13 protein-coding genes and 1 pseudogene are annotated in these 13,458 nt (G+C 72.9%); 2 read left to right on the top strand and 12 right to left on the bottom strand.

The window, feature by feature from the left end; all coding sequences use genetic code 11:
- Positions 1–13 precede the first annotated feature (13 nt).
- Positions 14–1,417, bottom strand: a complete 1,404-nt coding sequence (locus FH608_RS15895) for a sensor histidine kinase (RefSeq protein WP_139631258.1) — start codon at positions 1,415–1,417, stop codon at positions 14–16.
- Between the two features lie 238 nt (positions 1,418–1,655).
- On the opposite strand from FH608_RS15895, the gene FH608_RS15890 reads away from it, so the two are divergent.
- A complete protein-coding gene (locus tag FH608_RS15890; protein ID WP_139631257.1) occupies positions 1,656–2,525 on the top strand; it encodes a GNAT family N-acetyltransferase in 870 nt (289 codons plus the stop codon).
- Positions 2,526–2,784: 259 nt separating this feature from the next.
- On the opposite strand, the gene FH608_RS15885 is transcribed toward FH608_RS15890, so the two are convergent.
- From FH608_RS15885 to FH608_RS15830, 11 genes and pseudogenes are all read right to left on the bottom strand, one after another.
- Entirely contained in the window at positions 2,785–3,159 is a 375-nt protein-coding gene (locus FH608_RS15885; protein WP_139631256.1) for a nuclear transport factor 2-like protein, read from the bottom strand.
- Positions 3,156–3,638, bottom strand: a complete 483-nt coding sequence (locus FH608_RS15880) for a MarR family winged helix-turn-helix transcriptional regulator (protein ID WP_226899573.1) — start codon at positions 3,636–3,638, stop codon at positions 3,156–3,158. The genes FH608_RS15885 and FH608_RS15880 overlap by 4 nt, the downstream gene beginning before the upstream one ends.
- A gap of 135 nt (positions 3,639–3,773) precedes the next feature.
- A complete protein-coding gene (locus FH608_RS15875) occupies positions 3,774–4,154 on the bottom strand; it encodes a DoxX family protein (protein WP_139631254.1) in 381 nt (126 codons plus the stop codon).
- 6 nt (positions 4,155–4,160) lie between these two features.
- A complete protein-coding gene (locus tag FH608_RS15870) occupies positions 4,161–5,036 on the bottom strand; it encodes an NmrA family NAD(P)-binding protein (protein ID WP_139631253.1) in 876 nt (291 codons plus the stop codon).
- A 171-nt stretch (positions 5,037–5,207) separates the two neighbouring features.
- On the bottom strand, positions 5,208–5,429 hold the full coding sequence (locus FH608_RS15865) for a hypothetical protein (protein WP_139631252.1): 222 nt from the start codon (positions 5,427–5,429) through the stop codon (positions 5,208–5,210).
- On the bottom strand, positions 5,426–5,860 hold the full coding sequence (locus tag FH608_RS15860; RefSeq protein ID WP_139631251.1) for a S26 family signal peptidase: 435 nt from the start codon (positions 5,858–5,860) through the stop codon (positions 5,426–5,428). The genes FH608_RS15865 and FH608_RS15860 overlap by 4 nt, the downstream gene beginning before the upstream one ends.
- Positions 5,857–7,668, bottom strand: coding sequence for an ABC transporter ATP-binding protein (locus FH608_RS15855; RefSeq protein WP_139631250.1), 1,812 nt, complete (start codon positions 7,666–7,668; stop codon positions 5,857–5,859). Before FH608_RS15855 ends, FH608_RS15860 begins: the two co-directional genes overlap by 4 nt.
- Complete coding sequence (locus FH608_RS15850) at positions 7,665–8,174, bottom strand: TlpA family protein disulfide reductase (RefSeq protein ID WP_139631249.1); 510 nt, start codon at positions 8,172–8,174, stop codon at positions 7,665–7,667. The genes FH608_RS15855 and FH608_RS15850 overlap by 4 nt, the downstream gene beginning before the upstream one ends.
- On the bottom strand, positions 8,174–8,689 hold the full coding sequence (locus tag FH608_RS15845) for a MauE/DoxX family redox-associated membrane protein (RefSeq protein WP_193318442.1): 516 nt from the start codon (positions 8,687–8,689) through the stop codon (positions 8,174–8,176). Before FH608_RS15845 ends, FH608_RS15850 begins: the two co-directional genes overlap by 1 nt.
- A gap of 67 nt (positions 8,690–8,756) precedes the next feature.
- Positions 8,757–10,115: pseudogene (locus FH608_RS54370) on the bottom strand (ATP-binding cassette domain-containing protein).
- Positions 10,116–10,510: 395 nt separating this feature from the next.
- Entirely contained in the window at positions 10,511–12,247 is a 1,737-nt protein-coding gene (locus FH608_RS15830; RefSeq protein ID WP_139631245.1) for an ATP-binding cassette domain-containing protein, read from the bottom strand.
- Positions 12,248–12,560: 313 nt separating this feature from the next.
- Here FH608_RS15830 and FH608_RS15825 point away from each other — a divergent pair, with 313 nt between their 5' ends.
- Complete coding sequence (locus FH608_RS15825) at positions 12,561–13,421, top strand: ABC transporter substrate-binding protein (RefSeq protein ID WP_193318441.1); 861 nt, start codon at positions 12,561–12,563, stop codon at positions 13,419–13,421.
- The last annotated feature ends 37 nt before the right edge of the window (positions 13,422–13,458 follow it).

The following is a 13,458-nucleotide window of genomic DNA, read 5'->3' as shown; positions in this document are numbered from 1 at the left end:
TGACCGGTAAAGTTCACTTGCCGGGTGCCGCCGGATCGGCGGGCACGAGCGTCCCGCCGGAGGGAGGGCCCGCGCACATGGCGGGCAGGCGGAGGACGAACCGCGCGCCGCGAGGGCTGTCCTCCATGGTCAGGGTGCCGCCGTGGGCTTCGGCGATCTGCCGCGCGATCGGCAGCCCGAGCCCGGTGCCGCCGGGGTCCCTGACGCGGGAGGCCTCCAGCCGGGCGAACCGCGTGAAGATGACCTCCCGCTGCTCGGGCGCGACGCCCTCGCCGTCGTCGCACACCTCCAGCACCGCCGTCCCGGGACGGTGCTCCAGGGTCACGGTGACGGCGGAGGCGGCGTGCCGTTCGGCGTTGTCCAGTAGGTTGTTCAGCAGTCTGGTCAGCCCCACCCGCTCGCCGTTCACGATCACCCCGGGGGCGAGGCGGTGCCGTACGGCGACCTTGCGGGGGTGCCGTTCCACCTCGCACCGCACCAGCTCGGTCAGGCCGAGCTCCTCGCGCCGGCCGGTCACGCCGGCGTCCAGCCGCGCCGTCTCCAGCAGGTCGCCGACCAGGGCCTGCATGCGTTCCACGCTGTCCAGCAGCGCGTCCGCGGTCCCCGGCCAGTCGCTCTCCCCCGGGCACATCAGCATCTCCTCGATCCGCGTCCGCATGGCGGTCAGCGGGTTGCGCAGGTCGTGGGAGGCGTCGGAGGCGAAGCGGAGCTGCTGCTCGACCGCCGACTGGGCGCGGTCCAGCGTACGGTTCGCGGACTCGGCCAGGTCCCGCAGCTCGTCCCGGTAGTTCGGCACCGGAACCCGGTGGCCCAGGTCGCTGGCGGTGATCTGGGAGAGTTTGCCGTTGATGGCGCGTACCGGCTCCAGGGTCTTGCCGACGATCCGGTAGCTGCCCGCGGCGGTGGCTCCGACGAGCAGCAGCCAGCCCGCGACCAGGGGCGCCAGGACGCGGGGTCCGACGTACCAGGGGATGTCGGGGACGGCCATGTTGAGCTGCCAGACGCCGTCGGCGCGGTGGAACGGATAGGCCAGCACGATCATGCACCGGCCGGGGAACACCGGTCCGCCGCACGAGCGCGTGGTGGTGTACGCGTCGGGGTCGGGGCGCAGCGTGGTCATCGGCGGCTTGCCCGCCATCCCGGGCGTGGACAGCACGACGGCGCCGGCCGGGTTGAGCACCTGCACCACCCGCCCCGAGCCGATCCGCAGGAGGCGCGGCGAGATCGCCTGCCGGCGCGCCCGGCTGCCGAAGGCCACGGCGTGGGCGGCCAGCTGATCCGCACGGGTCTCGACGGCCGCGTGGTGGGCCTCCAGCAGGACGAACACCGCGACGGCGGTGCAGATCACGGCCATGGCGGCGGTGGCCACCATGGCCAGGCGGGCCCGGATCGAGTAGCGATGCCATGCGTTCACCATTGATCACCCCCTCATGATCAAAAGCACCGCAATCCCATCCCTATCGGGTCATTACCGGCACAAGGGTGGCTCAGTACCAACGAGCGGCAAACGTCAGCACAGGCACACGGGACGCCCATGGCACGCCATCACGGTGCCTGTACCAGCCCGTGCCCCGTCCCGATCGGCGAGCTCCAGGGCCCCGCAACGCCGGGAAATCCGGATGCGCCGGGCCGGTGGGGTGGTGTGTGATCGAGGGATGGCGATCGAGATGGGGCGGCCGGAGGCCGGCGCCCTCGGTGACGTGGTGCGGGTGTTGCGGGAGTGGCAGGACGACGCGGCGCCCGTGCAGCTGCATCCGGGCGATGTGGGGTGGTTCTGGCGGTTCGGCGCGGAGCGGACGGCGGAGGCCACGCGAACCTGGAGCCGGGCCGGGAAGGTCGTGGCGGTCGGGCTGCTGGACGGTGCGGACCTGCTGCGGCTGGCGTTCGCGCCCGAGGCGTTCCGCGACCGGGAGGTGGCCCGGCAGGTGGCCCAGGACGTGTCGGCGCCCGAGCACGGTGTGCTCCCCGATGGCAAGGTGCACGTCGAGGCGCCGACGGGCGCGCTGGTCCAGGACCTGTTGCTGGAGGGCGGCTGGGAGAGCGGCGAGCCGTGGACACCGCTCCGGCGTGACCTCGGCGCCCCGGTGCCCGACCCCGGCGTTCCCGTCGAGGTGATCGGGCCGGAGCGGGCGCGCGAGTGGGCCGCTGTCCTGCGCGCGTCGTTCGACGGATCGACGTTCACCGAGGAGCGCTGGCACGCGATGGCGGCGGGCGCGCCGTACGCCGGCGCGCGGTGCCTCGTCATCCGCCATGAGAAGGGCGAGGCGGTGGCGGCCGTGGCGGTGTGGCCGGCGGGTAAAGGCCGGCCGGGGCTGATCGAGCCGATGGGGGTGCACCGGGACCACCGCCGCCACGGTTACGGCCGGGCGATCACGCTCGCCGCGGCGCACGCGCTGCGGGAGTCGGGTTCGTCCAGCGTGGTCGTGTGCACCCCGAGCTCCAACGTCGGCGCCGTCGCCACCTACCGGTCGGCCGGCCTCGAGACGCTGCCCGAGAGACGGGACCTGTACCGCGACGCTTCCTGAGGCCGCGGATGCGCGGGGCCGGCTTCTCCCGCGCCGCCGAGCGCATCAAGCACGCCCACGGCGACTGGAGCAGAGCCGCCCGCTTCGCCGGCAGGCTGCGTACGGTGCACTTCGGTCCGCCGCTACATCGACCGCGACCCCTACGACAGGCCGGGACACCGTCGACGCCAGGGGCTGGACCCGGATTCCGCTGCCCGCCCGGCCCGCCACCGTCGGCTGACCGGACGGCCGGCGGCCGATGAAGCGCCGTCCCGTCGCCTCACGGCTCGATGTGCGCCTTCATCGGCTGCCAGGGCGAGGCGTCGAACACCAGCATGATCGAAACGATCTTGCCGTCCTCCAGGCGGAAGTGCTCGGCCGTGCGCTGCGTGCCGGCCGGTGTGGCGGTGTGCACGTCGTACACGAGCGTCGCCTCGGTGTCGCCGTACAACTCGCTGATGAGCTCGACCCCGGTCACGATCGACACGAACCCCGGCAGGGTGGCCAGGTGGCCCGTCCTGTCGGCGGAGTCGATGAACGGGCTCCGGAACCGGAACGGCTCCCCCACGTGCGCCGCCGCCGCGTCCACGTCGCCGCGGAAGCGGGCCTCGTGATAGCCGCGTACGGCGCGGCGGGTCCGCTCCCGGGCGGTCACGGCCGGGATCCGATCTGGCGAAGGCGGTCGGCGAGGCGGTGCTGGTTGGCGGCCAGGCGCAGGCACAGGTCGCGGAAGACGACGAGTTCCTCGGGCGCGAAGCCCTCGAACATGGCCCGCATCGCCAGGCGCGACGGCTCGCGGAACGCCTCGATCCACGCCTGCCCGGCGGGCGTGATCTCGGCGAGGACCGAGCGCCGGTCCTTCGGATCGGGAACGCGGCGCACCAGCCCGTCGCGTTCGAGCGTGTCCACCAGTCCTGTGACATTTCGGGAGCTGACCCCGGCGGCCCTGGCCAGGTCGCCGATGCTGATGCCCTGGTCGGCGGCGCCGAGCCGGATCAGCAGGTCGAGGGCGCCCGCGCTGACCCCTCTGCCCTCGGAGCCGTGGGAGCGCATGCGCTCGACGGCGTGATAGGCGGTGCGCACGGCGGCGCCCGCCTCGAAGACCGGCAGGTCGCCGTCGATGAACCGGGCCATGGACGCTCTGACCCGCGGATCGAAGAGGCGCCCGTCCGCGTCGGTGTCAAAGATGTGTACATCATTCATAGTAAAGTTGGAGAATAGTACGTACTTCTAGAGTTTGCCACCTCGCCGGCGGCCGGGCAGGGGCGGTCAGGGGTCGAGCAGCAGCGCCGGGTCGAGCGCCAGCGTGGCCACCGCCAGCCCCAGGAACGCGATCGCCAGGTAGAACTGCGGAGAGAAGTCGCTCACGCGCAGGTGGGTGTAGAGGGCGCAGACGAAGTAGAGCACGAGACCGGCGGCGGCAGCGGTCCCGACGAGCGGCACACCGGCCAGGCCGACGGCCAGCCCGAGCGCGCCCAGCGCCTTCAGCGCGCCGATCGGCCAGACCAGCCACGACTCCGGCACGCCGGCCCTGGCCAGCGCCGGGCTGAGCACGCGCATGACCGGCCCGAGCCTGGTCATGGCCGCGAAGCCGGAGAAGGCGTTGGCGGCGACGGTCACCAGTGCGGTGACGACATAGGCGGTGGACATGGGAGGTCACCGCCTCCGGAAGGCCGCGGCGTGCTCGGCCGCCCACTGCGCGAACGTGCGCGGCGGCCGGCCGGTGACCTGCTCCACGTGGCCGGTCAGGGTGGTGGCGTACTCGTTCGGCGCCGCGTACATCCTCAGGACGATCTCCACCACGTCCGCCGCGGTGACCGAAGGGTCCTGGTTGAAGGCCCGGAAGACGGCCAGGTCCGGCCGCTCCCCCGGCCGGCTCCACTCCTCGCGCGCCTGCTCGGGCGTGAGCTCCTCGAACCGCAGCCGGCGGCCCGTCGCCTCGCCGATGATCGCGAGCATCCGGCGGGCGGTCAGCACCTCCGGACCGGTGAGGTGGTAGGACGCGCCGCCGTGCCCGCCCTCCGCCAGCACGGTGGCGGCCACGCCGGCGATGTCGGCCTCGTGGATCGCCGGGCTCTTGCGGTCGCCGTACGGCTCGCGCACCCGGTCGCCGCTCCGCAGCGCCTCGCCCCAGTCGGTGAGGACGTTGGCCATGAAGTTCACCGGGTTGAGCACGGTCCACTCCAGGGCGCTCGCCCTGACCGCGGGCTCCAGCGTGCCCTCCCGCCAGCCGCCCAGCACCGTCGCCCTGCGGGCGCCGGCCCGTACGGCGAGGTCCACGATCTGCCCGCCGTTGCGGAGCGGCCGGTAGTCGCCGGCGAAGTTGATCAGGTGCACGGCGGTGACCCCGTCGAAGGCGGGCTCCAGCGTGGTGGTGTCGGCGAGGTCGCCCGCGACCGCCTCGACGCCCTCGGGGAGGGCCGCGGTCGCGGGGTCCCGCGTCAGGGCGCGCACGCGCGCGCCGCGCTCCAGCAGGTGCCGGACGAGGTGGCGCCCGACGGTTCCGGTGGCTCCGGTGACGAGGATCGTCATGATGTGTCCTCCCTAGGGGGTGGATGGTCACCCCTGAGAGGTCCCGCGCGCCCGGGAGTGTGACGCCCGCCGCGTGAATGTGACGCGCGCCTCACCCCCGGTGCCTGCCGCGGGATGCGCCGGGCGGGCCCCGTCGCCGGAGCGCGCCCGGCCGCTGCCGCCGCTACCTGGTCAGCAGCACTTCCGCGAGGGGTACTTGTACCAGAAGCAACCGCCGTTCGGCGGGCAGTAGCAGGTGCGCTTCGTCTTCTCGTACCCGCTGCTGCAGCCGGGGTTGTAGTAGCACCGGGTCCAGTAGGAGTAGCCGTCGTACGGGCAGGTGACGGCGGAGGCCCTTTCCGCGGGGATCACCCAGCTCAGGGCGCGGTCCGCCAGTGTTCCTATGGTTTTCATCCTTCTCCTTCGTCTTGGGTCAGCGCCGTCACCTTCCTGACGGTGACGGCGTGGACATCGGACATCGCGAAGAAGCCGAGGGCACGGGAGTCGAAACTCGTGCTCGGGTTGTCGCCGAGCAGGACGAGCCGCCCCTCGGGCACCCGCTCGTCGGCGATGACGTCCTTCGCGATCTCGGGCACCCGGTCTCCCGGGAGCGCGGCGATGCGCTTGATGACGAAGCCCGCGCCGCCGGAGAACCGGTCTACGACCACGGCGATCTGGTCGCGCCGCAGCCGGGACGGCGGGACGCGGCGGGCGAGGACCCTGTCCCCGTCGGCCAGGGCCGGGGCCATGCTGTCGCCGTCGACGCGGACGATCGAGTACGTGCGGCGCAGCCGTACCAGCAGGGCGACGAGCAGGCACGCGCCTGGCAGGAGCCAGAGCGTCACGAGACCACTGCCCGGGGCGGCTCGGCGTACCCCTGGGCCTGCAGGCCGAACAGGCGCGCGTACCGGCCGCCGGCGGTCATGAGCTCGTCGTGGGTCCCCGCCTCGACGATGCGGCCGTGCTCCAGGACCACGATGTGGTCGGCGTCGCGGACGGTGTTGAGCCGGTGGCTGATGAGCACGCTCGTGGCGCCCTCGCGCTGGTGCCGGGTCCTGGCGTGCACGTCGGCCTCCGCCTCGGGGTCGAGCCCGGCGGAGGGCTCGTCCAGGATCATCAGGTCGCGGTGGCCGCGGAACATGGCCCTGGCGAGCGCGGTGCGCTGCCACTGGCCGCCGGAGAGCTGCACGCCGATCTCGGGATCGTCGGCTTCGTCCTCCTCGAAGAACACCCTGGTGAGCAGGGTGTCGTAGCCGCGCGGAAGGGAGACCAGCTTGTCGTCGATGCCCGCTCTCCGGGCGGCGGCGCGGATGCGTTCGCGATCGTCGCGGGCGGCGACGAAGCCGATGGAGACGTTGTCGGCCGCGGACATGTCGTAGGTCATGTGGTCCTGGAAGAGGCCGGTGAGGCGATGCCGGAGGTCCTCCGGGCGGACCAGGCGGATGTCCACGCCGTCCCAGGTGATGGAGCCGCGCTGCGGGTCGTAGAACCGGCACAGCAGCTTGACGAGGGTGCTCTTGCCCGCGCCGTTCAGGCCCACGACGGCCACCGCCCGGCCGGCGGGGATGAACAGGTTCACGCCGCGCAGGATCCACGGATGCCGGTCGCTGTAGCGGAACCAGACGTCGGAGAACTCGATGCCGTGGCTCAGCCGGGGCAGTGGCCGGGGCTCGGCGGGGACCGGCAGGTCGGAGCCCGCCCGGGTCACCGCCACGTAGTGGCCGAACAGGATCAGGTCCTGGTGCAGGGCGGCGATGCCGCTGACGAGGTTGTGGAGTGCGCCCTGGACCGCCGCCACGGCCGCGATCAGCAGGGACACGTCGCCCACGCTCAGCGCGCCGGACCTGGCGGCGGCCACGGCCCAGACCAGCCCGCCCCCGGCGACCGCCGCGCCCATCAGCGTCAGAGCGCCCTCGACGGCCAGCTCCCTGAGGTCCATCCGGCGGTGGGCGGCGTTGGCGGTCCGCAGCTCGGTCATCATCCGGCCGCGAAGGAACCTGCCGCTGTCGAACAGCCTGATCTCCTTGGCGGCCTCGACGGTACCCAGCAGCGACCCGTAGAACATCTGGCGGCGCTCCGTCGGGCCGATCTCCCACATCAGGGAGGCGCGGCGGCGGGACAGCCGCAGCTGGGCCACCAGGGCGGGGACTCCGGTCAGCAGGACGATCCCGGTCAGGATCGGGCTGATCACCAGGAGCGAGCCGACCATCCCCACCAGGGTGATCGACGACCGGATGGTGCCGAACGAGCCGGCGACGATGCTCTGGCCGGACTGCAGGCTGCTCTGCGCGAGCCGCAGCCGGTCGTGGAAGTCCGGGTCCTCGAAGGGCTTCAGGCCGGCGAAGCGCAGGGTCGCCGTGAACAGCTGCGCCGTGGTCCGCGCGGTGAACGCCCTGGCCATCTGGCTGCCCAGATACTGGCTGACCTGGGGAAGCGCCGCGATGAGCACGCCGGTCACGGCCAGCGCGACGGCGAGCGAGATCAGCTCCGCTGCCGGGCCGCCGCCGGCCAGGTCGTCCACGACCAGCTTGGTCAGCCAGGCCATCGCGATCGGCGTGACCGCCTCGACCAGCATCACCAGGACGTACGCGGCCAGCATGCCCGGTGCCGTCCGCAGCGCGACGTCGGCCGCCGCGCGGGCCGCACCGATCATGCGTGAACCGGGGACGGCACGTCCGCGTCGCTGAAGACCACCGTGCCCGTGGCGTCCGTCGCGATCACCGTCGGGTAGCCGGAGACCTTGAACACCTGCTGGACCGGGCCCTGGGGCGCCTCGCTCACCACGCGCGCCACCTTCTCCAGCCGCGCGATGTCCGCCGCGGGATCGTCCTGCGAGGTGGCGACCACGACGGCGAGCACCGGGCCCGGCGCCTGCTCGGCCTGCTCGACGAACCGCGGCAGCAGCTCCTTGCAGGGCCCGCAGCCAGGGGAGAAGAAGCCGATCAGGGCGCGCCCCTCCAGGTACGCCGCGGAGACCGGCGCGCCGTCGGTGGCCGTGGCGGTGAAGTCGGGGATCGCCTCACCGGGCTGCAGTCCCTCCAGCGGCATCCGGGAGGTGTCCCGCATCGTGCGCAGCCGCCGGATCACGCCGATGAGCAGCAGCAGGTTGACCAGGCTCAGCAGCCCGACCAGGACGGACGCGGCAATCAGATAGGGCATCACACACTCCCCGAGGTTTCCTTGAACAGATCAGCGATGTCGTCCCAGGCGATCATCAGGATCGCCCCGGCCAGGCCCGCGGGCACCGCTATCGCCAGCTGCGCCACGGTGGGCGGCGCGCCGGAGACGGCGAGCGCCGTCCAGCCGAGGGCGACCACGGTCAGCAGCAGGCCGTTCCTGACCAGGTGCACCGGGCCGAGGTGGGAGCCCGACGAGCCGAAGCAGCGGCAGGGCACCCGCAGACCTTGCCGCATCGTGATGACGATCACGGCGCAGAACCCGCACAGCAGGACCCCCGCCAGGGGCAGGCCCGCCCGTGGGACCACCATGAGCGCGGCCACGGCCGCTTCACCCGCCGCCACCACGCCGGCCGCCGCAAGGCGGAGGCGCGCGGGCAGCATCGTCAGGGACGACGCGAACGACCGCATGGCAGCGCGGCCGCGGAGCTTGGTGAACGCGGAGACCGCGAACACGGCCCCGATCAGCACCTGGCACGCGACGAGCAGAAGACTCACGGCGGGGATACTTCTCGATCGCGCTAGCCGCTCCCTAGCGCGCCACTAGCGCCGTCGTCCCAGGTGGTCACTCGTAGGCGGAGGCCTGCAGGTCGTACAGGCGGGCATATCGGCCCGCGCGAGCGATGAGCTCGGCGTGCGTGCCGCATTCGATGACGCGGCCGCCGTCGAGCACGACGATCAGGTCGGCCATCCGGATGGTGGCGAAGCGGTGCGAGACCAGCAGGGTGATGCCGCCGGTGGCGTGCTGCCACTCCCGGGCCGCCTCCGCGTACCGCTGGTAGACCTCGTGCTCGCTGGCCGCGTCCAGGGCGGCCGTCGGCTCGTCGAGCACGGCGAGAAGCGGCGTGGAGCGCATGAACGCCCGGGACAGGGCGATCTTCTGCCACTGGCCGCCGGAGAGCTCGACGCCGTCACCGAGGACCTTGCCGAGCCGGGTCCGCTAGCCTTCCGGCAGGCGGGCGAAGACCTGGGCGGCGCCGCCCTTCTCGGCGGCCTCCGCGATCTCGTGCATCCTGGGCAGGTCGCCCACGCCGACGCCCTCACGGGCCAGGAACGGGAAGCGGCTGAAGTCCTGGAAGGCCGAGGTCACGCGCTCCCGCCAGGCCGCGGGGTCGATCTCGGTGAGAGGCGTGCCGTCCACCGTGACGGTTCCGCCGGTGGGCCGGCAGAACCCGCACAGCAGCTTGACCAGCGTCGTCTTCCCGCTGCCGTGGTCGCCGACCAGCGCCACCGTGGCCCCGGACGGCAGGCGCAGGTCGATGCCGCGCAGCACGGGCGGCCCGCCGTACGAGAAGTCCACGCCGGACAGGGTGATGCCGTCGCGGAGCCGCTCAGGCGGGGAGAGCGTGCCGGTGGTGCTCGCCTCGTACAGGCCGCGTAGCCAGAGGTAGTGCCCCGCCATGGTCAGCCCGCGGGCGGAGCGGGTGATCGCCATGGTGAGCAGGTCGAGCTGGCCTCTGATCTGGCCGCCGAGCGTGGCCACCAGCAGCAGCGCGCCCGCGCTGACCGCTCCGGAGAGCGCGAGCCGGGCGGTGAGCAGCAGCGCCCCGATGAAGGCCGCCACGAAGACGAGCGAGCCGATGAGGTGGAGGCCGGTGACGGTGAGCGTGGCCCGCCACAGGATCGCGGTCCGCTCCTCGCGCAGGCCGCGCGCGAGCGCCGCGGCGTGAATGCCGGAGCTGCCGAGCCGGAGCTCCTTGGCCGAGGTGGCCTCGGTGATCGTGGTGAAGAGGTGCTGTTCGGCCCGGTTGTGCTCGGCGGTCCGCACCCTGGCCGCCTCGGTCCTGCGGGAGGCGGTACGGGTGACCAGAATCGACGGCAGCGCGAAGAGAGGCAGGACGAGCAGCAGGGGATGCACCCCGGCCAGCAGGATCGCCGTGACGACCAGCCAGAGTCCGCTCTGCGCCACGCCCAGGAAGGACATGGAGGTGACGATGGTGCGGGGGCCCAGCCCGCGGATCTGCTCGATCCGGCGCAGCGACCCGGTGTCCTCCAGGTGGGCGGTGGTCGGCAGGGTCGCGCACCACCGCATGATCCGCCGGTCCAGGACGGTGCCGACCTCGCTGCCCAGCAGGCCGGTCTGCACCTGGACGACTCGTCCGCCGGCCAGGACGAAGGCGCCCGCGGTCGCGGCGCAGACCGCTCCGCCGACGAGCAGCGGGCGGGACCCGGACAGGACGCCGTCGACGATCCACCGCAGGCCCAGCGCGGTCAACCCGGGGCTCAGCGCCAGCAGCGGGATCAGGGCCAGCAGCAGCCACGTCCTGCCCGGCGCGTGGCGCAGGCACTCGCCCAGCAGGGTACGGATCTCGGCGACCTTCATGCGCTCTCCTTGAACTGCCGGGCCTGGAGGCGGAACATGCGCGCGTACTCCCCGTCTGCGGCGAGCAGGTCGTCGTGGGTGCCGTCCTCGGTGATCCGCCCGCCGGACAGCACGACGATCCGGTCCGCCTTGCGCACCGTGGAGAACCGGTGCGAGATGAGAACCACGGCCGCCCGCCCGCGGACCTGGCGGATCCGGTCGAAGGTCTCCAGCTCCGCCTCGATGTCCAGGTTGGCGGTCGGCTCGTCCAGCACGAGCAGCCGCGCCCCGCGAGCGGCCGCCAGCGCCGCCCGGGCCAGGGCGATCTTCTGCCACTGCCCGCCGGACAGGTCGGCGCCGCCGGCGTACTTGGGCGAGAGGACCGTGGCCCACCCTCGGGGCAGCCTCTCGATCAGCGCCGCCGCTCCCACCGCGACGGCCGCCGCCTCGACCTGCTCCCGTGTCGCCTCCGGCGCCGCGATCCTGATGTTCTCGTACGCGCTCAGCTCGTAGCGGTTGAAGTCCTGGTAGACCGCGTACGCCGCGGGCTCGATGACCAGAGTGCCGCTCTTCGGCCGATACTGCCCGGTGAGGAGCTTGGCGAGGGTCGTCTTCCCCGCGCCGTTCACGCCCACGACCGCGATCACCTCGCCGGGCCGGAGGGTCAGCGTCACGCCGTTCAGCACGCGGACCTGCCCGTACTCGAAGACCACGTCCCGCAGGACGATCTCGCGCGCTCCGTCCGGTGCGGGCGGCGGCGTCACCTCGGGCGCGAGGGCGCGAATCCGGGTGACCGCGTCCACCGCGGGCATCGCGACCTCGTCCATGTCCTCACCCTGGCTCGACATGGAGATGACGAACATGGCGGAGACCGCGCCGACGGCCGCGGCGATCCGGCCGACCGACGCCTCGCCGGAGGTGGCCACCGCCACGTACACCACCGACGCGGTCGCCGCCCACCCGAGGAAGACCGACATCTCACGCCGGAGCAGGGCGGTCCTCGCGTCGACGACCCGCCGCGCGGCGTCGGCGATGTTCTCCTCCGCGTGTTCCTCCAGCCAGCCGGTCAGCCCGAAGACCCGCACCTCCTTGGCGTCCCGGTTGTCCGACAGCATCGCGGCCCACGCGCGTCCGCGCATCGCCGCCGGCATGGTGCCGGACACGACCTTGAAGAACTCCCGCCACATGCCGGACCGGTAGCGGCCCAGCAGCAGCGCCGCCGCGACCGTCGCCGGACCCCACCACCACACCACGGAGGAGAGCACCAGCATCGCGGTCACCAGGCCCGCCATGGTCAGGCCGGCTCTGAACCGGCCCACCGCCGCCGCGCCGATGCCCTCGTCGGTCCAGGTCAGCAGCGGCGAGCGCATGACGGCCAGCTCGTCCTGGACGGCGGCCGCCTCGACCCGATCCAGGCTCGGCAGCGCCAGCACCCGGGAGGTGAGCTCCTCGCGCACCGCGGCGTCGATCCGCCATCCCACCCGCTCGGCCAGCGGCTGGGACATCGAGCGCAGCACGTTGCCCGTGACCAGCAGTGCGCCGAGCAGCGCGAGCAGCGTCCCGATGTCGCTCCAGGCGGCATCGCGCCGGACCGCGCCCTGCGTCAGCCGGCCCACCAGCTCGCCGATCGCCAGGGCCACCGCGGTCGGCTCCACCAGGAGGAACAGCTCGAGAAGGGCGACGGCCGCCAGCCACGGCCGGCCGGCGAGCAGGAGGAAGGCCAGGAGCCGGCGCCTGGGAGATAAGATCACCATCCGCACCTTATCCGCGGCATCGGCGGTGAGGCCGGGCTTTCCGGCCAGGCCACACCGTCCGCCGGCCGCTCCGCGTACGCGGCGTTCCGGCACCCGTCCGCCGGAACCTCCATGCCTGCTGGGCAGGTGCAGGGCATAAGCACCGCGTTGCGAGAGGTCCGGCGGCTCGCGGAGCGGACACCGCCGTCGCGGGAGCGGTTCATCGACCTGCCGCGAGCGGTGTCGATCGTCGCGGTGGTCCTGCGGCACTGGCGAAGCGGCCTCCACCGCCTCCGCTCCTCCGCACACCCGGCTGGCGAGTTGCGGGATCACGTTGGAGATCCCGGCCGTCCCCCGGCGGGCGGTCGCCATGGAGCAGAACGCGGCGGAGATCATGCTGACTCTGGGGCTGGCCGACCGCATGGCCGGCACCGCCTACCAGACCGACCCGGTGCTGCCCGCGCTGCGCGAGTCCTACGACCGCGTGCCCGTGCTCGCGCGGCAGTACCCGGGCCGTGAGGCGCTGCTGGCCGAGAAACCCGACTTCGTCTACTCCATGCGCGCCTCGGCGTTCGCTCCCGAGGCCGCCGGGGCCCGGCAGGACCTCGCCAAGCTGGGCATCCCCGCCTACCTGTCGTCCAACGACTGCGAGAACCAGGCCGACATCCCCGCCACCGCGGAATTCGAGGCGATCTTCAAGGAGATCGGCGACATCGCCTCGATCTTCGGGGTGCCCGACCGGGGCCGTACGGTGGTCGCCGGCCTCAGCGAGCGCCTGGAGGCGGCCGAGCGATCGGCACCACGGGATCTCGATGCCACCGTCATGTGGTACTACTCCGGGACCAGGACGCCCGCCATCGCCGGAAGCACCGGCCTGCCCGCCACGATCACCGCACTGCTAGGGGTCCGCAACGCCTTCGCCGACGTCGCGCGGCAGTGGACCGAGGGCAGCTGGGAAGAGATCGCCTCCCGCGACCCCGACGTGATCGTGCTCGCCGACCTCACCCGCGGCGGCGACGGCGACAGCGCCGAGGCCAAGAAGCGCTTCCTGCGCGAGGACCCCGTCGCCTCCAAGCTCACCGCGGTGAAGAACGACCGCTTCATCGTCGTCCCCGGTTCATCCGTGGACCCGTCCGTCCGCAGCGTCACCGCCGTCGAGCAGGTCGGCCAGGGCCTGGCCCGCCTGTACGGCTGAAGCACCACCAAGCCTGTACGCCCGCAGCGCGACCAGG

It is taken from the genome of Nonomuraea phyllanthi (assembly GCF_006334985.2).
In the GTDB taxonomy this organism is placed as follows: Bacteria; Actinomycetota; Actinomycetes; order Streptosporangiales; family Streptosporangiaceae; genus Nonomuraea; species Nonomuraea phyllanthi.
The sequence above is the reverse complement of the archived record's forward strand: the minus strand, read 5'-3'. Positions and strand labels throughout refer to the sequence as shown.

Excerpts from the sequence above, each read along its gene's own strand:
- FH608_RS15895 (WP_139631258.1), bottom strand. The coding sequence starts at position 1,417 with ATGGTGAACGCATGGCATCGCTACTCGATCCGGGCCCGCCTGGCCATG.
- FH608_RS15890 (WP_139631257.1), top strand. The coding sequence starts at position 1,656 with ATGGCGATCGAGATGGGGCGGCCGGAGGCCGGCGCCCTCGGTGACGTG.
- FH608_RS15880 (WP_226899573.1), bottom strand. The coding sequence starts at position 3,638 with ATGGCCCGGTTCATCGACGGCGACCTGCCGGTCTTCGAGGCGGGCGCC.
- FH608_RS15875 (WP_139631254.1), bottom strand. The coding sequence starts at position 4,154 with ATGTCCACCGCCTATGTCGTCACCGCACTGGTGACCGTCGCCGCCAAC.
- FH608_RS15870 (WP_139631253.1), bottom strand. The coding sequence starts at position 5,036 with ATGACGATCCTCGTCACCGGAGCCACCGGAACCGTCGGGCGCCACCTC.
- FH608_RS15865 (WP_139631252.1), bottom strand. The coding sequence starts at position 5,429 with ATGAAAACCATAGGAACACTGGCGGACCGCGCCCTGAGCTGGGTGATC.
- FH608_RS15855 (WP_139631250.1), bottom strand. The coding sequence starts at position 7,668 with ATGATCGGTGCGGCCCGCGCGGCGGCCGACGTCGCGCTGCGGACGGCA.
- FH608_RS15850 (WP_139631249.1), bottom strand. The coding sequence starts at position 8,174 with ATGCCCTATCTGATTGCCGCGTCCGTCCTGGTCGGGCTGCTGAGCCTG.
- FH608_RS15830 (WP_139631245.1), bottom strand. The coding sequence starts at position 12,247 with ATGGTGATCTTATCTCCCAGGCGCCGGCTCCTGGCCTTCCTCCTGCTC.